The 21,738-nt window shown below is 57.3% G+C and carries 19 protein-coding genes; 11 read left to right on the top strand and 8 right to left on the bottom strand.

Annotation, left to right across the window (positions count from 1 at the left end):
• Complete coding sequence (envZ, locus tag IAE50_RS14345; RefSeq protein ID WP_054802631.1) at nucleotides 1–1,353, bottom strand: two-component system sensor histidine kinase EnvZ; 1,353 nt, start codon at nucleotides 1,351–1,353, stop codon at nucleotides 1–3.
• On the bottom strand, nucleotides 1,350–2,069 hold the full coding sequence (ompR, locus tag IAE50_RS14340) for a two-component system response regulator OmpR (protein ID WP_006177890.1): 720 nt from the start codon (nucleotides 2,067–2,069) through the stop codon (nucleotides 1,350–1,352). Before ompR ends, envZ begins: the two co-directional genes overlap by 4 nt.
• Nucleotides 2,070–2,286: 217 nt before the next feature.
• Here ompR and greB point away from each other — a divergent pair, with 217 nt between their 5' ends.
• The 5 genes from greB to feoC all read left to right on the top strand — a co-directional run bounded on the left by greB (nucleotide 2,287) and on the right by feoC (nucleotide 8,475).
• Complete coding sequence (greB, locus tag IAE50_RS14335; protein WP_023482054.1) at nucleotides 2,287–2,760, top strand: transcription elongation factor GreB; 474 nt, start codon at nucleotides 2,287–2,289, stop codon at nucleotides 2,758–2,760.
• Between the two features lie 101 nt (nucleotides 2,761–2,861).
• The gene (locus tag IAE50_RS14330; protein WP_200580577.1) at nucleotides 2,862–5,198 is read left to right on the top strand and encodes a Tex family protein; all 2,337 of its coding nucleotides are present in this window, start codon (nucleotides 2,862–2,864) and stop codon (nucleotides 5,196–5,198) included.
• A 449-nt stretch (nucleotides 5,199–5,647) separates the two neighbouring features.
• A complete protein-coding gene (gene feoA, locus IAE50_RS14325) occupies nucleotides 5,648–5,875 on the top strand; it encodes a ferrous iron transporter A (RefSeq protein ID WP_023482091.1) in 228 nt (75 codons plus the stop codon).
• A gap of 30 nt (nucleotides 5,876–5,905) precedes the next feature.
• Complete coding sequence (gene feoB, locus IAE50_RS14320) at nucleotides 5,906–8,224, top strand: Fe(2+) transporter permease subunit FeoB (RefSeq protein WP_200580532.1); 2,319 nt, start codon at nucleotides 5,906–5,908, stop codon at nucleotides 8,222–8,224.
• Between the two features lie 11 nt (nucleotides 8,225–8,235).
• Nucleotides 8,236–8,475, top strand: coding sequence for a [Fe-S]-dependent transcriptional repressor FeoC (gene feoC, locus IAE50_RS14315; protein ID WP_042717405.1), 240 nt, complete (start codon nucleotides 8,236–8,238; stop codon nucleotides 8,473–8,475).
• A gap of 62 nt (nucleotides 8,476–8,537) precedes the next feature.
• Here feoC and pckA read toward each other — a convergent pair whose 3' ends face one another.
• The 5 genes from pckA to IAE50_RS14290 all read right to left on the bottom strand — a co-directional run bounded on the left by pckA (nucleotide 8,538) and on the right by IAE50_RS14290 (nucleotide 14,675).
• Complete coding sequence (gene pckA / locus IAE50_RS14310) at nucleotides 8,538–10,157, bottom strand: phosphoenolpyruvate carboxykinase (ATP) (RefSeq protein ID WP_200580531.1); 1,620 nt, start codon at nucleotides 10,155–10,157, stop codon at nucleotides 8,538–8,540.
• 334 nt (nucleotides 10,158–10,491) lie between these two features.
• Nucleotides 10,492–11,370, bottom strand: a complete 879-nt coding sequence (hslO, locus tag IAE50_RS14305; protein ID WP_200135372.1) for an Hsp33 family molecular chaperone HslO — start codon at nucleotides 11,368–11,370, stop codon at nucleotides 10,492–10,494.
• 24 nt (nucleotides 11,371–11,394) lie between these two features.
• Nucleotides 11,395–11,796 (bottom strand): ribosome-associated heat shock protein Hsp15, encoded by a 402-nt coding sequence (gene hslR / locus IAE50_RS14300; RefSeq protein WP_023481974.1) that lies wholly within the window; start codon nucleotides 11,794–11,796, stop codon nucleotides 11,395–11,397.
• Nucleotides 11,796–12,473, bottom strand: coding sequence for a GMP/IMP nucleotidase (gene yrfG, locus IAE50_RS14295; protein WP_200135373.1), 678 nt, complete (start codon nucleotides 12,471–12,473; stop codon nucleotides 11,796–11,798). The genes hslR and yrfG overlap by 1 nt, the downstream gene beginning before the upstream one ends.
• A 66-nt stretch (nucleotides 12,474–12,539) precedes the next feature.
• Nucleotides 12,540–14,675: an intracellular growth attenuator family protein gene (locus IAE50_RS14290; protein ID WP_042717418.1), complete on the bottom strand. Its 2,136-nt coding sequence runs from the start codon at nucleotides 14,673–14,675 to the stop codon at nucleotides 12,540–12,542.
• Nucleotides 14,676–14,992: 317 nt separating this feature from the next.
• Between IAE50_RS14290 and nudE the strand changes: the two genes are divergently transcribed.
• A complete protein-coding gene (nudE, locus tag IAE50_RS14285; protein WP_042717419.1) occupies nucleotides 14,993–15,553 on the top strand; it encodes an ADP compounds hydrolase NudE in 561 nt (186 codons plus the stop codon).
• Between the two features lie 70 nt (nucleotides 15,554–15,623).
• On the opposite strand, the gene mrcA is transcribed toward nudE, so the two are convergent.
• Nucleotides 15,624–18,176: a peptidoglycan glycosyltransferase/peptidoglycan DD-transpeptidase MrcA gene (gene mrcA, locus IAE50_RS14280; protein ID WP_200135374.1), complete on the bottom strand. Its 2,553-nt coding sequence runs from the start codon at nucleotides 18,174–18,176 to the stop codon at nucleotides 15,624–15,626.
• A gap of 119 nt (nucleotides 18,177–18,295) precedes the next feature.
• Here mrcA and IAE50_RS14275 point away from each other — a divergent pair, with 119 nt between their 5' ends.
• The 5 genes from IAE50_RS14275 to hofQ are packed head-to-tail and all read left to right on the top strand — an operon-like array spanning nucleotide 18,296 to nucleotide 21,603.
• On the top strand, nucleotides 18,296–19,081 hold the full coding sequence (locus IAE50_RS14275) for a DNA utilization protein HofM (RefSeq protein WP_200135375.1): 786 nt from the start codon (nucleotides 18,296–18,298) through the stop codon (nucleotides 19,079–19,081).
• Entirely contained in the window at nucleotides 19,081–19,620 is a 540-nt protein-coding gene (locus tag IAE50_RS14270) for a PilN domain-containing protein (protein WP_200135376.1), read from the top strand. Before IAE50_RS14275 ends, IAE50_RS14270 begins: the two co-directional genes overlap by 1 nt.
• Nucleotides 19,604–20,065 (top strand): hypothetical protein, encoded by a 462-nt coding sequence (locus tag IAE50_RS14265; RefSeq protein WP_232045150.1) that lies wholly within the window; start codon nucleotides 19,604–19,606, stop codon nucleotides 20,063–20,065. The genes IAE50_RS14270 and IAE50_RS14265 overlap by 17 nt, the downstream gene beginning before the upstream one ends.
• Complete coding sequence (locus IAE50_RS14260) at nucleotides 20,055–20,402, top strand: HofP DNA utilization family protein (RefSeq protein WP_200135377.1); 348 nt, start codon at nucleotides 20,055–20,057, stop codon at nucleotides 20,400–20,402. Before IAE50_RS14265 ends, IAE50_RS14260 begins: the two co-directional genes overlap by 11 nt.
• Nucleotides 20,368–21,603 (top strand): DNA uptake porin HofQ, encoded by a 1,236-nt coding sequence (hofQ, locus tag IAE50_RS14255; RefSeq protein ID WP_200135378.1) that lies wholly within the window; start codon nucleotides 20,368–20,370, stop codon nucleotides 21,601–21,603. Before IAE50_RS14260 ends, hofQ begins: the two co-directional genes overlap by 35 nt.
• The last annotated feature ends 135 nt before the right edge of the window (nucleotides 21,604–21,738 follow it).

The raw sequence follows: 21,738 nt of genomic DNA, 5'->3' as shown, positions 1-21,738 counted from the left end.
TTACACCTCTTTGAGCTGTCCGTTCTGGCGAACGACCGGGATCGGCAGCCAGGCGCGAATGCAGAGCCCGCCGCGCTCGCTGGTGCCTAGCTCCAGCAGCCCGTTATGGTTATCAACAATACGCTGCACAATCGCCAGGCCTAAACCGGTGCCGCTGGTGCTGCGGGCGCTGTCGCCGCGCACAAACGGCTGGAAAAGGTGCTCGCGCTGCTCAGGCTGTATGCCCGGACCATCATCTTCCACCTGGAACCAGGCGCGGTTCAGCTCCGTGCCGCTGCTGACTTTGATCCAGCCATTGCCGTAGCGCGCTGCGTTGACCACCATATTGGCGACCGCGCGTTTAATCGAGAGCGGATGCATGCGCACGATGATTTCACCTTCTTGCAGACCGGTGTCGATTTCACGTTCGTAGCCACTTTCCGCCGCAATCACTTCCCCGAGCACGGCGTTAAGATCCGCCGCTTCCATCGGCATCTCCTGGCCGGTGCGCAGATAGTCGATAAACTGCTCGATAATCGCGTTGCACTCTTCGATATCTTTGTTGATGGATTCAGCCAGATAGCCATCCTCTTCACCCATCATCTCAGTCGCCAGACGAATACGCGTTAGCGGCGTGCGCAAATCGTGGCTGACCCCTGCCATCAGCAGCGTGCGGTCATCCGCCAGCTGCTTGACGCCCGCTGCCATCTGGTTAAAGGCGCGGGTCACCGAGCGCACCTCCGATGCGCCATACTCCCGCAGCGGCGGCGGGATCTGCCCTTTCCCCACTTTCAGGGCGGCATGTTCAAGGTCAACAAGGGGTCGGTTCTGAATACGGATAAAGAGCCACGCGCCGCCGATAGCCAACAGCATAATCGCCAGCGTATAGCGAAAGAGCGGGGAGAAATCGCCCTGATGAATTTCCGTGAGCGGTACGCGCACCCAAATATTGGGCGACAGCCAGGTTTTCAGCCACACCACCGGCGAGCTTTTGTTCACCTCAACGCGTACTTCAGTCGGGCCGCCGAGCTGCTGCGCCATCTGCTGGCTCAGAAACTCATAGTGCTGCGCCCAACGCAGGCCGGCATCTTCCGCCGCCTCGTTGGAGTAGAGAGAAATGCCTAATTCGCGATAGATCTCGCGGCGAAATGCCGGGGGCACCACCAGCTGCGTGCCATCCTCCAGTTGCAGTTTATCGGTCATCAGCATACGAACTTCGTAAGCGAGAACCTTATTGAACTGCTGAAGGCTTGGCAAAATGGCGAAATTCAGTACCACCAGGTACGTCGTCACCAGGCTGACGAACAGCAAAGTGACGATGAGCAGCAGCGTGCGGGCAAAGGAACTTCGCGGCGAGAAACGCACTCGCATCATGCTTTAGCGCCGTCCGGCACAAATACGTAGCCCAGGCCCCAGACGGTCTGAATATAACGCGGATGCGCCGGATCCTCTTCCACCATGCGGCGCAGGCGGGAGATCTGCACATCGATGGAGCGCTCCATCGCTGAGTATTCACGACCACGCGCCAGGTTCATCAGCTTATCACGCGACAGCGGCTCGCGCGGGTGGCTGACCAGCGCTTTCAGCACCGCAAACTCACCGCTGGTTAGCGGCATCGGCTCATCTTCGCGGAACATTTCACGGGTGCCGAGGTTTAGTTTGAACTTACCAAAGGCGATAACTGCTTCTTCCTGAGAGGGGGCGCCCGGCAGCTCATTGGCCTGGCGACGCAGCACCGCACGGATACGCGCCAGCAGCTCACGCGGGTTGAAGGGTTTGGGAATATAGTCGTCGGCACCGATCTCCAGCCCGACAATGCGGTCAACCTCTTCGCCTTTTGCCGTCACCATAATGATCGGCATCGGGTTGCTCTGGCTGCGCAGACGGCGGCAGATAGAGAGACCATCTTCGCCCGGCAGCATCAGATCCAGCACCATCAGATGGAAGGATTCGCGGGTTAACAAACGATCCATTTGTTCCGCGTTAGCCACGCTACGAACCTGGAAGCCCTGCTCAGTAAGGTAACGCTCGAGCAATGCGCGCAGACGCATATCGTCATCCACGACCAGAATCTTATAATTCTCTTGCATTGTTTTTACTCCCAAAGGTTCCGACAATAATGTTTCCGTATTCTAAAAAAGTGCGCGTTAACGACCAGCGAAATCTGGTATACATTCTAGTCGAAATTGTTACAAAGCATATTTAACAGCAGCTTATATGCATATTGCATCACATAAAGCATGATTAATCCGCACCTTACCGCGTTCCGTTTGTAAAGTGCAGCGAAGACATTAATAAGGCCCATCAATGAAAACGCCCCTGATTACCCGTGAAGGTTACGACAAACTGAAGCAGGAACTCGATTTTCTCTGGCGTCAGGAGCGCCCGGAAGTGACAAAAAAGGTCACCTGGGCGGCAAGCCTCGGCGACCGCAGCGAAAACGCTGATTATCAATACAACAAAAAGCGCCTGCGCGAAATCGATCGTCGCGTGCGCTACCTGACAAAATGCCTCGAAAATTTAAAAATCGTCGATTATTCGCCGCAACAGGAAGGAAAGGTCTTTTTTGGTGCCTGGGTGGAGATTGAAAACGACGATGGCGACACTCTGCGTTTTCGCATCGTCGGCTACGACGAAATTTTCGGCCGCAAAGATTACATCTCCATCGATTCGCCGATGGCCCGCGCGCTGCTGAAGAAAGAGGTCGGCGACGTGGCGGTGGTGCAGACACCGGGTGGTGAAGCGACCTGGTACGTCAACGAGATTGTCTACGTCAAATAAGTGCCCGGATGAGTCTGAGAGCGCCCGCCGATGGCTGGCATTTTGCTGTGTCAGTCCGTATAACTGTCCCCTGATTTTTTGTTCAGAAGATGATGAAAGACATGATGAATGATTCGCTCTGCCGCATTATTGCGGGTGAACTTAAGGCACGAACCGAACAGGTGGAATCCGCCGTTCGCCTGCTTGATGAAGGCAACACTGTCCCGTTTATCGCGCGTTACCGTAAAGAGGTGACCGGCGGTCTGGACGACACGCAGCTGCGTCAACTTGAAACCCGTCTTGGCTACCTGCGCGAGCTGGAAGAGCGCCGCCAGGCGATCCTGAAATCGATCGGCGAGCAGAACAAACTGAGCGATGAACTGGCGCAGGCGATTAACGGCACCCTGAGCAAAACTGAACTCGAAGATCTCTATCTTCCCTACAAACCGAAACGCCGCACGCGCGGGCAGATCGCGATTGAAGCCGGTCTTGAGCCGCTGGCCGATTCGCTGTGGAACGATCCGTCGCAGGATCCTGATACTCTTGCAGCGACCTTCGTGGACGCCGACAAAGGCGTTGCCGACAGCAAAGCGGCCCTCGACGGCGCGCGTTATATCCTGATGGAGCGCTTCGCGGAAGATGCCGCGCTGCTGGCGAAAGTGCGTAACTACTTGTGGAAGAACGCCCATCTCGTCTCGACGGTTGTCGCCGGGAAAGAGGAGGAGGGTGCCAAGTTCCGCGACTATTTCGATCATCATGAACCGCTCTCCACTGTCCCTTCTCACCGTGCGCTGGCGATGTTCCGTGGGCGTAACGAAGGCATCCTGCAACTTTCGCTGAACGCCGATCCGCAGTTCGATGAGCCGCCAAAAGAGAGCCACGGCGAACAAATCATTATCGATCACCTTGGCCTGCGCCTGAATAACGCTCCGGCGGATAGCTGGCGTAAAGGCGTGGTGAGCTGGACCTGGCGCATCAAAGTGCTGATGCATCTGGAGACAGAGCTGATGGGCACCGTGCGTGAGCGTGCGGAAGATGAGGCGATCAACGTCTTCGCCCGCAACCTGCACGATCTGCTGATGGCCGCGCCAGCTGGCCTGCGCGCTACGATGGGTCTCGATCCCGGTTTACGTACCGGCGTGAAAGTGGCGGTGGTCGATGGCACCGGCAAACTGGTCGCTACCGACACCATCTACCCACACACCGGGCAGGCGGCAAAAGCGGCGGTGGCCGTGGCGGCGCTGTGCGAAAAGCATAACGTTGAGCTGGTGGCGATTGGTAACGGCACCGCCTCGCGTGAAACCGAGCGCTTCTTCCTTGATGTGCAGAAACAGTTCCCGAAAGTGACGGCGCAGAAGGTGATTGTCAGCGAAGCGGGGGCGTCGGTTTACTCCGCCTCTGAGCTGGCGGCGCTGGAGTTCCCGGATCTGGACGTCTCCCTGCGCGGCGCAGTATCGATTGCCCGTCGCTTACAGGATCCGCTGGCTGAGCTGGTGAAGATCGACCCGAAATCTATCGGCGTCGGCCAGTATCAGCATGACGTCAGCCAGAGCCAGCTGGCGCGTAAACTCGATGCGGTGGTGGAAGATTGCGTAAACGCCGTCGGTGTCGATCTCAATACCGCCTCCGTGCCGCTGCTGACGCGCGTGGCCGGGTTAACCCGCATGATGGCGCAGAATATTGTCGCCTGGCGCGATGAAAACGGTCAGTTCCAGAACCGCCAGCAGCTGTTAAAAGTGAGCCGCCTTGGGCCGAAAGCCTTTGAGCAGTGTGCGGGCTTTTTGCGTATCAACCACGGCGATAACCCACTTGATGCCTCTACCGTTCACCCGGAAACCTACCCGGTGGTGGAGCGCATTCTGGCAGCGACTGAGCAATCTCTGCGCGATCTGATGGGCAACAGCAGCGAGCTGCGCAAGCTGAAGGCGTCCGAGTTTACCGATGAGCAGTTCGGCGTGCCGACGGTGACCGACATCATCAAAGAGCTGGAGAAGCCGGGCCGCGATCCGCGCCCGGAGTTTAAAACCGCGACCTTTGCGGAAGGCGTTGAGACCCTCAACGATCTCCAGCCGGGCATGGTGCTGGAAGGGGCGGTGACAAACGTCACCAACTTCGGCGCGTTTGTTGATATCGGCGTCCACCAGGATGGGCTGGTGCATATCTCTTCGCTGGCGGATAAGTTCGTTGAAGATCCGCATACGGTGGTGAAAGCGGGCGATATCGTGAAGGTGAAAGTGCTGGAAGTGGATCTGCCACGCAAACGTATCGCGCTGACTATGCGTCTCAATGAGCAGCCGGGTGAAAGCGCGCCGCGCCGCGGTGGCAACGGTAATGACCGTGATAACGGCAACCGCAACGCCGCCCGTCCGGCGAAAGCACCGCGCGGTCGCGAGACGCAGCCTGCTGGCAACAGCGCAATGATGGATGCGCTGGCAGCGGCGATGGGTAAGAAACGCTAATAGAAAAGCCCTCTTCACCTGAAGAGGGCTTTTTCTCGCCCGCTGCTTATTTTTCCCGTTGCGCTTAGGGTTTTATTTTTCTCTGTACAAAATAGTGATGGAATTTGAGCTATTCCGTGCGCCGTTAGGTGTTGAGCTAATATTGACGTCATTTATTATATTTCGATGTGTTATTAAACCTGGCTGCCAAATATAAATTTATTCTTATTATTCTGACTCTCTTGCCACTATTAGTTCCCGAAAATTCCGAGGTGGCAAATATTGTTCTACATCAAAAAGAGCGTAACTTTTTAATTATCCCCGCCGGAAGCGCACGCTTTGGATTGCTGATAGAAACCATTCTCATTATCATCGCAGCCATAGGTTCACTCCTTCTCTCTTTGATGACCAACGGTACGTCTCAACGACGCATGAGTGATATTGACTCGTAGAAAAGATAAGTAGGCTCTATGCAATTCTCTCCTGATAGCGCGTGGAAAATTCTCGGTTTCTCGCCAGAAATAAGCCCGGCATGGCGGCAGAAACTTTTATCCCTCGGCATGTTGCCCGGCTCCTCTTTTAATGTTGTTCGCGTTGCCCCTCTGGGCGATCCGGTGCATATCGAAACGCGCCGCGTTAATTTAGTGTTAAGAAAAAAAGATCTCGCCTTTCTCAAATTAGAAGTGGTTTCACGTTAATCGCAACGTTTTCGCGGGGTGCGAAATAAAATGAAAAAAATGACCATTGGCTTAATTGGCAACCCCAATTCAGGCAAGACAACGTTATTCAATCAGTTAACCGGTGCGCGCCAGCGCGTCGGCAACTGGGCCGGGGTCACCGTTGAACGCAAAGAGGGGCTTTTTACCACTACCGACCACCAGGTCACGCTGGTTGATCTGCCCGGCACTTACTCGCTAACCACCATCTCCGCGCAAACTTCTCTCGATGAGCAGATTGCCTGCCACTACATTCTGAACGGCGATGCCGATCTGCTGATAAACGTACTGGATGCCTCCAACCTTGAGCGTAACCTCTACCTGACGTTGCAGCTGCTGGAGCTTGGCGTGCCGTGCATTATTGCCCTCAACATGCTGGATATCGCCGAAAAGCAGAAGCTACGCATTGATATCGATGCGCTGGCCAGCCGCCTTGGCTGCCCGGTGATCCCGCTGGTCTCTACGCGCGGGCGCGGTATTGAAGCGCTGAAACTCGCCATCGATCGCCACCGTGCTAATGACAATGTCGAACTGGTGCACTACGCGCTGCCGCTGGCGCGCGAGGCGGATACGCTGGCCGGGCAGATGCACGACGCGCTTCCCTGGCAGCAGCGCCGCTGGATGGGGCTGCAAATGCTGGAAGGAGATATCTATAGCCGCGCCAATGCCGATATTTCCGACAGCCAGCTTAACGCCGCGCTTTCGCGTTTGCAGGCGGAGATGGACGATCCGGCGCTGCATATCGCCGATGCGCGTTACCAGGCCATCGCCGCGATTTGCGATACCGTCAGCAATACGCTGACCGCCGAGCCAAGCCGTTTCACCGCCGCCGTTGACCGCATCATTCTCAACCGCTTTCTCGGCTTACCGATCTTCCTGTTTGTCATGTACCTGATGTTCCTCTTCGCCATCAATATTGGCGGGGCGTTCTCACCCATTTTTGATGCCGGCTCCGTGGCGATCTTTATCCACGGCATTCAGTGGCTCGGCTACACGCTGCACTTCCCGGAGTGGCTGACGGTCTTTCTCGCGCAGGGGCTGGGCGGCGGTGTAAATACTGTGCTGCCACTGGTGCCGCAACTGGGGATGATGTACCTGTTTATGTCCTTTCTTGAGGACTCCGGTTATATGGCGCGCGCCGCGTTTGTGATGGACCGCCTGATGCAGTCGCTCGGTCTGCCGGGCAAATCCTTTGTACCGCTGATTGTCGGCTTCGGTTGTAACGTGCCGTCGGTAATGGGCGCGCGTACGCTTGATGCGCCGCGTGAACGGCTGATTACCATCATGATGGCGCCGTTTATGTCCTGTGGCGCGCGGCTGGCGATTTTTGCTGTCTTTGCCGCCGCCTTTTTCGGCCAGCAGGGTGCGGTGGCGGTCTTCTCGCTCTATCTGCTGGGCGTGGTGATGGCAATCCTTACCGGGCTGATGCTGAAATACACGCTGCTGCGCGGTGAAGCGTCGCCGTTTGTGATGGAGCTGCCGGTCTACCATGTTCCGCATCTGAAAAGCCTGCTGCTGCAAACCTGGCAGCGGCTGAAAGGTTTTGTTATTCGCGCCGGGAAAGTGATCATCATCGTCAGCATTTTCCTCAGCGCGATGAACAGCTTCTCGCTGAATGGCCGCACGGTGCACAACATCAACGACTCGGCGCTGGCCTCCATCAGCCGCGTCTTTACCCCGCTGTTAGAGCCGATTGGCGTACAGGGCGATCACTGGCAGGCAACTGTCGGGCTGGTTACCGGCGCGATGGCAAAAGAGGTGGTGGTCGGCACGCTCAACACGCTCTACACCGCGGAAAATATTGAGCAGGAGGCCTTTAATCCGGCGACGTTCAGCCTGAGTGATGAACTGATCGCCGCGCTGGAAGAGACCGGCAATTCCATCAAAGAGACCTTCAGCCTGAGCGTGCTTGCTAACCCGATCGAAGCCAGCAAGGGCGACGGCGAAATGGCGACCGGCACCATGGGGGTGATGAGCCAGAAATTCGGCAGCGCGGCTGCGGCCTACAGCTACCTGATTTTTGTCCTGCTCTACGTGCCATGCATTACGGCGATGGGCGCGATTGCCCGCGAAGCAAGCCGCGGCTGGATGGGCTTCTCGGTGCTGTGGGGGCTGAATATTGCCTACTCGCTCTCCACGCTCTTTTATCAAACCGTCACCTTCCATCAGCATCCGCTCTACAGCCTGACCTGCATCCTGGCGGTAGTGGTGTTTAACGTGCTGGTGATTGGCGTGTTGCGCCGAGCGCGCAGCCGCGTGAATGTGAATCTGCTGGCTACGCGCAGAACGGTGGCCAGCTGCTGCGACAGCCCGGCAAGCGACTGTCATTAAGGAGAAGCGTAATGGCATCGCTTATTGAGGTACGCGATTTGCTGGCGTTGCAGGGGCGGATGGAGGCAAGCCAGCTCAGCCTCGCCCTGCACACGCCCAAAGCGTTGATTGACGCCATGTTGGCACGGCTGGAAGCCATGGGGCGCGCGGTACGTGTTGAAGAGGAGGCGAGTGGTTGCCTGACCGGCAGCTGCAAAGCGTGTCCGGAAGGCAAAGCCGCCTGTTCGCGCGAGTGGTGGATGCTGCGCTAACCGATTCATTGCCATAAAAAAACCCGCCTTTCGGCGGGTTTTGTCTCTCTTGCGTAAGCGGATTACAGTTTCGGCCCGGCGCTGACCAGCGCGGCACCCGCAGGGGTATCGGTATACTTCTCGAAGTTCTCAATAAAGAGTTTCGCCAGCTGTGTGGCTTTCTCCTGCCACTGCTCTGGCGACGCGTAGGTTCCGCGTGGATCGAGAATACGGCTCTCAACGCCCGGCAGCGAGGTCGGGATCGCCAGGTCAAACATCGGCAGGGTAAAAGTTTCGGCATCGTCCAGCGAACCATTAAGAATGGCGTCGATGATCGCACGCGTATCCTTAATGGAGATGCGTTTGCCGGTGCCGTTCCAGCCGGTATTCACCAGGTAGGCCTGCGCCCCGGAGGCCTGCATGCGTTTTACCAGCACTTCCGCATACTGCGTCGGGTGCAGCGACAGGAAGGCTGCGCCAAAGCAGGCGGAGAAGGTCGGCGTCGGCTCGGTGACACCGCGCTCGGTGCCGGCCAGCTTCGCGGTAAAGCCGGAGAGGAAGTGATACTGCGTCTGGCTGGCGGTCAGGCGCGATACCGGCGGCAGCACACCAAACGCATCCGCCGTCAGGAAGATCACTTTAGTGGCGTGACCTGCTTTCGAGACCGGTTTAACAATATTCTGGATATGGTAAATCGGGTAGGAGACGCGGGTGTTCTCGGTTTTCGACGCATCGTCAAAGTCGATGCTGCCATCGGCGCGCACGCTGACGTTTTCCAGCAGCGCATCGCGGCGAATAGCATGGAAAATATCGGGCTCCGCCTCTTCAGAGAGACGGATGGTTTTCGCGTAGCAGCCGCCTTCAAAGTTGAAGACGCCGTCGTCGTCCCAGCCGTGCTCATCATCGCCAATCAGACGGCGCTTCGGATCGGTAGAGAGGGTAGTTTTACCGGTGCCGGAGAGGCCAAAGAAGACGGCAACATCGCCTTTCTCGCCAACGTTTGCCGAGCAGTGCATCGAGGCAATGCCCTGCAGCGGCAGCAGGTAGTTCATGATTGAGAACATCCCTTTCTTCATCTCACCGCCGTACCACGTCCCGCCAATCAGCTGGATACGTTCGCTCAGGTTGAAGGCAACAAAGTTCTCTGAGTTGAGGCCCTGCTCTTTCCACTGCGGGTTGGTGCACTTCGCGCCGTTCATCACGATAAAGTCTGGCGTGAACTCTGCCAGCTCTTCGTCGCTCGGGCGAATAAACATGTTTTTGACGAAATGCGCCTGCCAGGCCACTTCCGTAATAAAGCGCACCGCGAGGCGGGTGTCCGGGTTGGCGCCGCAGAAGGCATCGACAATAAAGAGACGCTTGCCGGAGAGCTGTTCGGTGACGAGGCCTTTCAGATGCTGCCACACTTGTGGCGAGAGCGGTTTGTTGTCGTTCTTGCCTTTGCCTTTATCAGACCACCAGACGGTGTCGCGCGTGGTGTCATCGCGAACAATGTACTTATCCTTCGGCGAGCGGCCGGTAAAGATGCCGGTATCGACGGCAACCGCGCCGGAGGTGGTCAATACGCCGCGCTCATACCCTTCCAGGTCCGGACGAAGTTCCTCTTGATACAGCGTTTCGTAATCGGGGTTGTAAACGACATCCTGAACATCGTTGATTCCATAAGCCTTGAGATCTTGCGGGGTTAAACTCTTAACACGCATGTCACTGCTCCTTAGCCAAAATGTACTGCCTGAAAGTGTAGGGGTGATTCTTTGCCGCAACCGGGACGAGGTTCATAGATTTACCTGGCTCAAAGCCCAGTCTGACGAAAACGCTGTGATTGAGGTCACTTAACGGCACGGATTATGCCAAAATTTATTACATTCATCGGGGAAATGTTCTTAAAACGGCGCGGGACGGCATTTTTAACCTTTGCTTTGTGACTGTAATCGCTTTCATGAAAGAGAATTACGTAACACTTACAGGCAGGATTTTAACGGAATCGTGATCCGGGAGACAAAAACGCCGCCCGGAGGCGGCGATTAATAACTGCTATCAATGAACCTGGGGGTCAGCAGGGGAGGCGTTATTGCGGATCTCTGCAATATCCATCGCATTGAAGAGGTAGTGGTTACCACAATAATCGCAGTGCATATCGATTTCGCCCTCTTCGGCGAGGATGCTGTCCACTTCTTCATCCGGCAGGGTTTTCAGCGCGCCAGCGCAACGCTCGCGCGAGCAGGTGCATTTGAACTCAACGTCCTGCGGATCGTACAGGGTGACCTCTTCTTCATGATAGAGACGCCACAGCACTTCATTCGCCGGCAGGGTAAAGAGCTCTTCCGCTTTGAGGGTTTCCGTCAGCACGGCCAGGTGCTCAAAGTCTTCCGCCTGGGTATCCTGCGCTGGCAGCACCTGCAGCAGCATACCGCCTGCCGCTGGTTGGCCTTCGACATCACCGGTGCGAATGAACAAGCGCGTCGGCAGCTGTTCAGAGCGCTGGAAGTAATCTTCCAGGCATTCGGCCAGCGTTTCGCCTTCGAGGCCCACCACACCCTGATAGCGCTCGCCCTCTTCCGGCGTAATGGTAATCACCAGATAACCGTTACCCACCAGCGTTTTCAGGCTTGCATCATCTGCAATCTCGCCCTGTACGCGTGCGACGCCGCGCATCTGCTGACGGTTGTTGCCGTTGATCACCGCAAGGCTCATCGGGCCATCGCCCTGCACCTGCACGGTAATATCACCGGCAAACTTCAGCGTTGCGGTCAGCAGGCTGGTGGCGACCAGCAACTCGCCGAGCAGGTTTTTCACCGGCAGGGGATAGTTGTGGTTTTCCAGCACCTCTTTCCAGGTATTGGAGACGGTTACCAGCTCGCCACGCACGGCATAGTTTTCAAAAAGGTAGCGGTGTAATTGGTCTTGATTGGCCATGTTTTTCTCTCTTGCGGGTGCGCGTTACTCGCTGCCACCGGATTTAAATTTCATCAGATCGCGGCGCTCCTTCTTATCCGGGCGGCGATCGGGGTGCGGCATGGTCAGCGCATTGAGCTTGCGGGCCTGCGCCATTTTTTCGCGCTTCTCAATGCTCTCTGCCGTCTCTTCATACAGTTCAACGGCTTCGCTTGCCGGACGGCGCTGATCGGTAATCCTTTTTACGATCACGGTTCGCTCATCATTGCCCTGACGCAGGGTCAGGGTAGCGTTCAGCTCAACGATTTTACTCGGCTTGCTGCGTTGCCCGTTGTAGTGCACCTTTCCGCCGTCGATCATCTCGCGGGCAAAGGCGCGGGTTTTATAAAAACGCGCTGCCCAGAGCCATTTATCCAGGCGGACCTCTTGCGCAGGCTGCTGTTTCATTACATCTCCTTTAGAAGCGAGGGAAGTAAGCGGCGGTAGTCGTTCATGGCCGGATGGCGCAAATAGCGCTTATCCGCCAACCCGGAGTCTGGATTGGCGACGCCGAGACAGTAGCGAATACCAAATGTCGCGGCGGCATCGAGAATCGGCTCGCTGTCATCAATGAACAGCGTCCGCGCGGGATCAAGGCCGGTATGACTGGCGACAGCCTGCCACAAGCGCTGATCCTCTTTCGGATAACCAAATGTATGGGTGGAAAGTAATAAATCAAGGTGCGCCGCCAGACCCGTGTGTTCAAGCTTAACCGCCAGGTTATGCGGGTGCGCGTTAGTCAGCAAAATGCGGCGCTTGCCGCTTTCTTTCAACGCTTCAAGAAACGGAACCGTATCTTCACGCAGTACGGCGCGCGCCCCTTGCTGGGTAGTCATGGCGCAAATATCCAGCCCAAGCCGTTCGCTCCAGTAGTCCAGACAGTACCAGTTTAGCGTATGCTGCACGTCGTGATAGGCCTGGCTAATAGCGCTTTGTGCCTCTTGCGGCGTTAAACCCGCTTTCTCACCGTAGGTTTGCGGCACCAGCTGTTGCCAGAAATAGTTATCGAAGGCGAGATCGAGTAGCGTGCCGTCCATGTCCAGCAGAACGGTATCGACGTCCTGCCAGGCAATATCAATGTGCATGAGAAGGGCTCCAGCCTGAGAAAAATCTGCGCGAAAGGTTAACACAGCTCGCGCAGCAGATCGTTATCAGCCGAGGCTATCTTCGCTGGGGATCAGGCGGGGGTTCAGGCAGCTTTCGTAGTACTGCTGAATCTCTTCGATACGGGTGCGGTTACGCTGATAGCGGCGCAGCGCCAGCACGCCATTGTAGATGCTGGATAAAAGCATTGCTGCCAGCAGCAGGGTGGTGGCGGCATAGCGCCATAGACCTGCGGCATCCGGCATGCGGTGCAGGCTGATATGTTTGGTGCCGTTGGCATCGGTCACAAGGCTGGTGATGATCCCCTCAGCGTGGAACGGCGTCTGCATCAGCATCTGCGCCAGGCGCTGGAACTCGGCCCACTGCTCCTGTGCCGGATAATCATAGAGCGCCATCGGCGGCCACGGCTGATCGACCAGTTCATTACCCTCTTCGCTGACAATTAAGAAGCCGCCCGGAGCCGGGCTGTTCAGCGCCTGCGCCGCGCGCGTGGTTTCACGCATAATAAACGGCGCGGTCGAAGTGGTGACGAGGTTGTCGAGGGACTCTGCGCTCACCGGGCGCAGCAGAACGTTCACCCCGGTAAGCTTGCCTTCGCTGGCGCGTTTGGTCAGCGTCTCCCAATCCTTGCTGTTGCCGAGGTTTACCAGCGCATTCTTCAGGCGCAGACACTCATCTTCAGCCGAGCAAAGTTCCTGAGTTTTCAGCACGATATCAGCGAAATCATCCAGCAGAACCATGCCGGATTTTTGAATAGCGGAGCGCAACACCGGGCTGACGCGGGAATCCTCTTCCGTGGTCGGATGCAGCTGTTGGCTGACTGCCTGCGCCAGCGCGGTGGCTTTGGTCACAATATCCGATTCCGGCAGCGGCAGGGGAGGGGCGTTGTTCCAGATAATCTGCGAGCAGTCGAACGGCGTGAACGGCGACGTCTGGCGCGAGGCCCAGTTGCTCTGCGTGTGAATATTACACATCCCGGTGCCGCTGATGCGCAGCGTATCGCCGATACGCAGACCGGCGGATTCAAGCTGATTGACGCTGCTGGCTTCAACAGTTTGCGCGCCTTTAATCCACGACACGGTGAATTTGATCGGCATATCCAGCGGCACCCAGATCAGCAGCATCGCCAGCACTACCAGCGAGCCGAGAGCGATCACCGCGCTGCGCACCCAGTGCTGGAGCGGGAAATTTTTTACCTCGTCATGCAGTGACAAAAAGCGCCCCTGGCGCACGACGTGACGATCGAGATAGATATCAATATCGGTTTGCTGGCCTAAATCACGGGTAATAAAGGGCTGCCAGTGTTTTGGATAGATGAGATCGATAATACCGAGCGAGATGTTGTTCATCTGCTCCTGATTATTTTCACCGAACAGCCCCCAGCGCTTTGGCGTCCCGCGCAGGCAATGAATTTCGCGCAGCGTGTTTTTCGCCGGCGGGGCATACAGCCCCCACAATCCGGCGGCCAGCAGCAGCACGCCGCCGCCCGCCATCCACGGAACAAAGACTTCCGGCGACGCGAGGCAGAAGAAGAACATCAGGAATGAGGCACAGATCAGCAGCGCTTCGCGCATGCCGTCCGGGCGGTTCAGAGTATGTTCATAGGGGCTTTCGCGGCGAATATTGAGCAGTTCAATCTGTTCACTCTCTTCACCGCGGATCGCCGAATGGGTTGAGCCAATATGCTGCAGTTCGCTGCCGCGCTCTTCATACATATATTCGCTAAGCGTGTGCCCATTAAGCGCAATCACTAGCGGCATAGAGTCGGTGCGAATCAGCTCAACATTATTCTCATCATTAATGTATTGCTCCCACGATGGCGGGAGATGGACCTCGACGGAGTCCAGGTAGTAGCGCCATTTATTCGGCGCGTCGGTAGTGATGCCGTAGCGCGTAATGGGATGGGCGACAAACAGCACCGTATTACTGTGTGCGGTAAGTTTAATCGGGACAGGAGCGGCGGTCGCGCCGGTCGGGCCTGGGGTATTTTGGGTACGGGAAAGCGATTCCAGGTAGCGTTCGACGGCGTCGCGCTCTTCTGGAGTCAATTTGCGAGCCGTCGCGCCGGAGAATGCCGGTAAATAAGGCAGTCGGTATCGACGTTGCGACCTGTACCTGTAAATCCATCCGGCGAGGAATGCGCAGGCCAGCATAGCAGCTAAAAAAATCAAAATGGTGCTCATGCTTTCCCCATCTTACTTTTTCAAACAGGTGTAGTCAGTTGCACCCTTCCCGTAAATATCTAATGTGGTTGGCCGCGATAAGCAAGAAATTAACTTGAGTATTTTTAAGCGCATACCATCGTTGGGAAGAATAGCAAAAGCCCCCTGGCGGGAATATCAGCAAATTCTTAGTTTTATTTCAAGCTATTGACTTTTTAGTGAAAATGCGAATTGATTTCAGATAGGTTGCAAGAATGTAAATAAGCGGCAAAGGAGATTGCCCAGGGCGTGCGTAGTGTCGCACAATAACGAAAGTTTCTCTGCAAAGACCGATAATAATGAGCAAATCATTGCAAAAACCCACCATTCTCAACGTCAAAACCGTGGCTTCATCGCGGCTTTTTAACGTCGAAAGCGTGGATCTGGAATTTAGCAACGGTGTGCGTCGGGTCTATGAACGCATGCGCCCCTCTAATCGTGAAGCGGTAATGATTGTGCCGATCATCGACGATCACCTGATCCTGATCCGTGAATATGCGGTTGGGACCGAATCCTACGAACTGGGCTTCTCCAAAGGCCTGATCGACGAGGGTGAAAGTATATATGAAGCGGCTAACCGGGAGCTAAAGGAAGAGGTTGGATTTGGTGCGAACGAGCTCACTTTTCTGAAAAAACTGAGCATGGCACCCTCCTACTTCTCCAGCAAGATGAATATCCTGGTGGCAGAAAATCTCTATCCGGAATCCCTGCCGGGCGATGAGCCTGAGCCGCTGCCGCAGGTGCGCTGGCCGTTAAAGCATCTGATGGATCTGCTTGAAGACCCCGATTTTCACGAAGCCCGCAATGTCAGCGCGCTCTTCTTAGTGCGTGAGTGGCTCAAAGGGCAGGGGCGGCTTTAACCGCAGCAAGCAATAAAAAAAGAAAAGGGCGCGAAAGCGCCCTTTTTTATATCTCTGTGCAGTGGCTGCGCTAAAACAGCTCGTGCGTCTCGCCATTATCGATAAGCGTAGTGCCCGCTTCATGAACCGCCTGCTGAGTCGGCTGCGTTCCTTCGATAAAGTACTCCTGACGGCTGCTACCACCGTTGGCTAACTGCCCGGTGCTGCGGTCAATATTGACCGTCACCACGCCCGGCGGCGGCGTAAGCGGATCTTCCGGCACGCCTTCCAGCACCGCTTTCATATAAGCATCCCACGCCGGCTGCGCGCTCTTCGCGCCGCCTTCATAACCGGAGATCTGATCCTTAATCGCGCCGGAAGCACTGGTGCGGCCAAGGTTGCGGCGATGATCGTCAAAGCCAATCCACACCGATGTCACCACGCCCGGACCGTAGCCTGAGAACCAGGCATCTTTCGAGCTGTTGGTGGTACCGGTTTTGCCGCCGATATCATTGCGCTTGAGATCGCGACCCGCGCGCCAGCCAGTACCTTGCCAGCCCGGCTCGCCGAAGACGTTACTGTTCAGCGCGCTCTTAATCAGGAAGGAGAGCGGCGTACTGATGACGTGCGGCGCATACTCCTCCGCGCCGGTGCGTTCAACCAGCGCCTGGTTTGCCTGCTCCAGCTGCGGCATCGGGACGGCAGGGTTTTGCTGCTCCTGCGAGGTCGCGACGTTCTCCATATCTTTGTTTTCCAGCACGTTTGACTTCGGCGTTTCGCCGTAAATCACCGGAATATCGCAATTGGCGCAGGCGACCTTCGGACGCGCTTCAAAAAGCTTATCGCCCTGAACATTCTCGATTTTGCTGATGAAATAAGGGTCAACCAGGAAGCCGCCGTTGGCCATCACCGCATACCCGCGTGCGACCTGCAGCGGAGTAAAGGAGGCAGAGCCGAGCGCTAAAGATTCGGTATGCACAATGTTCTGCGCCGGGAAACCGAAACGCTGGAGATATTCTGCCGCGTAATCGACGCCCATCGCACGCATCGCGCGCACCATTACTACGTTCTTCGACTGCCCCAGACCCTGGCGCAGACGGATCGGCCCGGCATACTCATCCGGCGAGTTCTTCGGTCGCCAGTCTGAGCCCGCGCCCGCATCCCAGCGCGAAATCGGCGCATCGTTAAGGATACTCGCCAGCGTCAGGCCTTTATCCATCGCGGCGGTATACAGGAACGGTTTGATATTCGAGCCCACCTGGCGCAGCGCTTGTGTGGCGCGGTTGAACTTGCTCTGGTTGAAGTCGAAACCCCCTACCAGCGCCATTACCGCGCCGTTATGCGGGTTAATCGACACCAGCGCCGAGTTGACGTCCGGGACTTGTCCCAGCCACCAGCTGTCGCCAACCTGGCGAACCCAAATCTGCTGACCTACCTGCACGGCATCGGTCACTTTGCGCGGCGTTGGGCCCTGCTGCGTATCCGAGCGATAAGGGCGCGCCCAGCGCACACCTTCCATCTTCAGCGAGACCGTTGAACCGTCCGCCAGCATTGCGGTTGCTTCTTGCGGGTTTGCGCTGGTGACAACGGCAGGCGAGAGCGGTCCGTAAGTTGGCAGCGTTTTCAGAGAGTCCGTGATCTTTTTACTCTCCCACGCCGCTTCGCCCACTTTCCACAGCACGTTCGACGGCCCGCGATAGCCGTGACGCATGTCGTAATCCATCACGTTATTGCGCACCGCATCCTGCGCGGCCTGCTGCACTTTGCGCGTCACGGTGGTGTAAACGCGGTAGCCATCTTCGTAGGCTTTATCACCGTAGCGGCTCACCATCTCCTGGCGCACCATCTCGGAGAGATAAGGGGCAGAGAAGGCGATTTCCGGCGCATGGTAATTGGCGTCGATAGCTTCGCTACGGGCTTCATCAGCCTGCTGCTCGCTGATATACCCTTCGCTCTGCATACGCGCCAGCACTACGTTACGGCGCGCGGTAGCACGTTCGAGAGAGTAGAGCGGGTTAAAGGTAGAGGGTGCTTTCGGCAGCCCGGCAATCACCGCGATTTCGCTTAAGGTGAGCTGGTCGACGCTTTTACCAAAGTAGACCTGCGCCGCCGCACCCACGCCGTAAGCGCGGTAACCGAGATAAATTTTATTGAGGTAGAGCTCAAGAATTTCGTCTTTGCTCAGCAACTGCTCAATGCGGATCGCCAGGAACACCTCTTTGATTTTACGCATCATTGTGCGTTCCGGGCTTAAGAAGAAGTTACGCGCCAGCTGCTGCGTAATGGTACTTGCGCCCTGCGAGGCGTGGCCGGAGAAGAGCGCCACGCTCGCCGCACGGAAGATCCCTACCGGGTCAACGCCGTGATGCTCATAAAAGCGGCTATCTTCCGTAGCGATAAAGGCTTTCACCATTACTGGCGGAATGTGATCCAGCGTCAACGGGATACGGCGCTTTTCACCGTACTGCGCGATCAGCTCGCCGTCGGCGCTATAGACCTGCATTGGAATCTGCAGCCGGACATCCTTCAGTGTGGCGACGTCAGGTAGCTGCGGCTCAATATATTTGTACAGACCGTAAATCGAGCCTGCTCCCAACAGAATGCAAAAGACTGCAAGGATGAATAAATACTTTACGAACTTCACTGGAGATTTCCCATTTAGAGTCACTTGGGCAGTTTATAAACAACCGCGCGGTAGTATAAAGGCAAGCCTTGAGCATTGATATAGCGTCCGCCAGCGAGACGATAAGGAGATCGTAATTTATGACATTCAGGCATTGGCAAATTGGTGTGCATATTCAACAGGATGGTGTCTTTATCGTGGCGCTTTCCGCCGGGCGTTATGGGCGGGCGCTGCGCCGCTGGTGGCACCTTCCTCTCCCCAGTGGCGCGGTGGTTCAGGGGCGGATTAAGGCACCGGATCAGTTGCTCGCTGCGCTGCGCCCATGGCGCCATGCTTTGCCGCAGCGCCACTGCGCGCGTATCGCCTTTCCCGCCGGGCAAACCCTACAGCGAAGGTTGCCGCGCCCGGCGGTGACGCTGCGTGAACCTGCACTCACCGGCTGGGTTTCACAAGCGATGGCGCGCGAGCTGGAGATGGCGCAAAGCGATCTCTGCTTCGACTTCACCGAGGATGAGCCCGCCAGAAGCTACGGCGTGACCGCCGCACAGAACCGGGATATCGCCGCGCTGCTGGAGATCGCACAGCAGCTTTCACTCCACCTCTCCTCTATCACACCCGATGCCTGCGCCCTTCAACCTTTGCTGCCCTCGCTAGCGGCACCGGTGCGCTGTCTCGCCTGGTGCGATGAGCGCCAGTGGTTGTGGGCGACAAAAGAGAGCTGGGGGCGGCGAGCGCGCGAAGAGGCGGGAAATGTCGCGCAGCTTGGCGCACTGCTCGCGCTTCCCCCGGATGAAATTATCCAGTGCGGCGAAGGTGTGGGGGAGTTTGACTGCTGGAGCGCGGTACCGTCGCGCCAGCCGCCGCTCCCGGATGCAAGCCAGCGCTATGCCGTTGCGTTGGGGCTGGCGATCGCCAGGGGGTACTGATGCGCCCTGCGGTCAATTTTATGCCGTGGCGACAGCTGCAGCGGCGGCGCTGTTTGCGCTTCTGGGCGGCAATCGCGGTGGCAAGCGTAGTGAGCCTGTCGTTGAGCGGCGCGCTGTGGCATACGCAGCGCGTGCAGGCCGGGCGTAGCGGTTCACTCTGGCTGGCGGCGGATCGGTTATTGCTGGCTGCATTACATGCACAAGAAGAGCCGCTTCGCCTGCGGCGACAGCAGTGGCAGCTGGCGCAGGAGAAAGCGCATCGGCGGCAGATAACAGCCGCCTGGCGGCAAACGCTACTCACGCTCGCGGCTGCGCTGCCGGAAAACGCCTGGCTGACGCAGCTGCGCTGGCGGCAGAACCAGCTTGAAATTCACGGCCTGGCGCGCGCCGTCAACGCCCTGGGCGAGTTCGAGCCGCGATTGCAAAAGCTGGCGGGGTTTCACTTTCAGCCGATGGGGAGCACTTCGCGTGACGGTCAGGGGCTGTGGCAATTTACCTACCAGCTGAGCCGGGAGCAGGTCGATGTCGCTAAACCCTGAAGTCTGGCTCGCGCTTTCGCCCCGCATGCGGGCGATCTGCTGGCTGGCCGCGATGTTTAGCAGTGTTCTGCTTATCGGCTGGTTCGCCATCCGCCCGCTGAATCATGCGCAACGCCTTACGCTCCGCCAGCAGAGCGCCCTCCAGCCGGAGTTACAGGCAGAGTGGCGAAAGCTTCGCGCGCTGGTGCTGCCGGAAGCGCAAAGCGCTGTTACGGAGGTGCGCCGCTTTAGCCCGCTCGACTTTCACGGCCAGGCGCGGCAGCTCTTGCGCTGGCAGCCGATGCAGGGCGGCGGTGAACTGGTGCTGGAAAGCCGCTGGCCGCAGGCTGTGGAGACCTTTTCACTGCTGGCGGAGCGCGGTATGCAGATCCCGGCATTTTCTCTCTCCGCCAGCGAAAGCGGGCTACGTTTTACGCTGCAACTGGAGCATGACGATGAGGGTTAAACGCCTGCTTTTCACCTTCGGGATCGTTACAGTGCTATGCGGTATGCGCGATCCTTTTCAGCCTCCACCGGATCGCTGCCAGCTTGCACAGCTCCGCGCCTGGCAACTGCACGGCGTTATTGAAAGCGGGCAGCGGCTGGCCATCATCCGCGATGCGGCAGGACGCTGGCACCGGGTAGGCGTGGGCGACACGCTTTCACCCGGCTGGCGCGTTACCGCCATCAACACAGATGAAACAGAGATAGCAACAGGGAAGGCGTGCGCCCCCTCAACATGGCGCTGGAAACGAAAAGGAACTCAGGATGAGAAAATGGATAGCGAGCGTCATGCTCTTTAGTCTGCCGCTGGCCTTTGTCAGAGCTATGCCTCTGGTGACGATGAGCGTTGACGAGGTGCCTGTCGCGCAGGTGCTGCAGGCGCTGGCGACGCTGGAAAAACAGAATATCGTTATCCCGCCAGAGGTGAGCGGTGTCGTCTCCCTTAACCTGACGGAAGTGCCCTGGCTACAGGCGATGCAGACCGTCGCGGCCAGCGCAGGGTTAATTCTGAGTCAGCAGGGCGCTATCTGGCAGGTGCATACCGCCTCGTGGCAGCAGCAGAAGCTGGCTGAGCGGGAGGCGGCACAGGCGCGGCGTAAAAAGAACGCGCCGACGCTGACGCGCGGCATTGTGCTGCACTATGCGAATGCCGCCGAGCTGGCAAAAGCCGCAGAGAAGCTGATCAGTGCCCAGGGGACCATCACCGTTGATACGCGCCTTAACCGCTTACTGGTGCGGGATAATAAAGAGAGCCTCGCCGCGCTGGAAAAGTGGATCGCGCAGATGGATCTGCCGGTTGAGCAGGTCGAACTGGCGGCCTGGATCGTCACTATTAATGAAAAAAGCCTGCGTGAGCTTGGCGTGAAGTGGGGGCTCGGGCAGGAGCCTGCCGCCACGCGCGGGCAGGTGAGCACTCTGGCGGCAGATCACAGCGTTGCCAGCGCCACAACGCGCATCGGCTTTAACATCGGCAGTATTAATGCGCGTCTTCTTGAGCTTGAGCTTTCCGCGCTTGAACAGAAGCAGCAACTGGAGATTATCGCCAGCCCGCGCCTGCTGGCTTCCCATCTCCAGCCCGCAAGCATCAAGCAGGGGAGTGAAATCCCTTACCAGGTGGCGAATGGGGAGAGCGGCAACACGGCGGTTGAGTTTAAAGAGGCGGTGCTGGGCATGGAGGTGACCCCCACGGTGCTGGCGGACGGGCGGGTGCGCCTGAAGCTGCGCATCAGCCAGAATATGCCCGGCCAGGTACTGCAGCAGGCCGGAGGCGAAGCGCTGGCGATTGATAAGCAGGAGATTGAAACCGTGGTGGAGGTGAAAAGCGGTGAAACGCTGGCATTGGGTGGCATCTTCTCGCAAAAGAGGCGTAATGGCAGAACCCAGGTTCCGGGCCTTGGTGCTATTCCCGGCTTCGGTCGTCTGTTTCGCCAGGAAGCAAAAGAGGGGGATCGCCGCGAACTGGTGGTCTTTATTACCCCCAGGCTGGCAGCGGTACATTAAATCTGCCGTAACGCCCCTTTTTCGCCGTAACTTGGCCCAGGTGTTTGACGTGGGAGATGATTTAGCTTACAAGGAGTACCGATTTGAGTGTCAGCGGTCTCCGAATAATAAAGGGCGGTAAGAGGGATAACGTGT

It is taken from the genome of Kosakonia sp. S42, from assembly GCF_016624785.1.
Lineage (GTDB): Bacteria > Pseudomonadota > Gammaproteobacteria > Enterobacterales > Enterobacteriaceae > Kosakonia > Kosakonia cowanii.
This window is presented reverse-complemented; position numbering and strand designations above follow the sequence as displayed.

What these genes read in the sequence shown, in the direction of transcription:
- IAE50_RS14330 (WP_200580577.1), top strand. Translation starts at nt 2,862, where the DNA reads ATGATGAATGATTCGCTCTGCCGCATTATTGCGGGTGAACTTAAGGCA.
- nudE (WP_042717419.1), top strand. Translation starts at nt 14,993, where the DNA reads ATGAGCAAATCATTGCAAAAACCCACCATTCTCAACGTCAAAACCGTG.
- hslO (WP_200135372.1), bottom strand. Translation starts at nt 11,370, where the DNA reads ATGGCCAATCAAGACCAATTACACCGCTACCTTTTTGAAAACTATGCC.
- greB (WP_023482054.1), top strand. Translation starts at nt 2,287, where the DNA reads ATGAAAACGCCCCTGATTACCCGTGAAGGTTACGACAAACTGAAGCAG.
- feoA (WP_023482091.1), top strand. Translation starts at nt 5,648, where the DNA reads ATGCAATTCTCTCCTGATAGCGCGTGGAAAATTCTCGGTTTCTCGCCA.
- pckA (WP_200580531.1), bottom strand. Translation starts at nt 10,157, where the DNA reads ATGCGTGTTAAGAGTTTAACCCCGCAAGATCTCAAGGCTTATGGAATC.
- hofQ (WP_200135378.1), top strand. Translation starts at nt 20,368, where the DNA reads ATGAGAAAATGGATAGCGAGCGTCATGCTCTTTAGTCTGCCGCTGGCC.
- feoB (WP_200580532.1), top strand. Translation starts at nt 5,906, where the DNA reads ATGAAAAAAATGACCATTGGCTTAATTGGCAACCCCAATTCAGGCAAG.
- envZ (WP_054802631.1), bottom strand. Translation starts at nt 1,353, where the DNA reads ATGATGCGAGTGCGTTTCTCGCCGCGAAGTTCCTTTGCCCGCACGCTG.
- feoC (WP_042717405.1), top strand. Translation starts at nt 8,236, where the DNA reads ATGGCATCGCTTATTGAGGTACGCGATTTGCTGGCGTTGCAGGGGCGG.
- IAE50_RS14270 (WP_200135376.1), top strand. Translation starts at nt 19,081, where the DNA reads ATGCGCCCTGCGGTCAATTTTATGCCGTGGCGACAGCTGCAGCGGCGG.
- IAE50_RS14275 (WP_200135375.1), top strand. Translation starts at nt 18,296, where the DNA reads ATGACATTCAGGCATTGGCAAATTGGTGTGCATATTCAACAGGATGGT.
- ompR (WP_006177890.1), bottom strand. Translation starts at nt 2,069, where the DNA reads ATGCAAGAGAATTATAAGATTCTGGTCGTGGATGACGATATGCGTCTG.
- IAE50_RS14260 (WP_200135377.1), top strand. Translation starts at nt 20,055, where the DNA reads ATGAGGGTTAAACGCCTGCTTTTCACCTTCGGGATCGTTACAGTGCTA.
- hslR (WP_023481974.1), bottom strand. Translation starts at nt 11,796, where the DNA reads ATGAAACAGCAGCCTGCGCAAGAGGTCCGCCTGGATAAATGGCTCTGG.
- IAE50_RS14290 (WP_042717418.1), bottom strand. Translation starts at nt 14,675, where the DNA reads ATGAGCACCATTTTGATTTTTTTAGCTGCTATGCTGGCCTGCGCATTC.
- IAE50_RS14265 (WP_232045150.1), top strand. Translation starts at nt 19,604, where the DNA reads ATGTCGCTAAACCCTGAAGTCTGGCTCGCGCTTTCGCCCCGCATGCGG.
- yrfG (WP_200135373.1), bottom strand. Translation starts at nt 12,473, where the DNA reads ATGCACATTGATATTGCCTGGCAGGACGTCGATACCGTTCTGCTGGAC.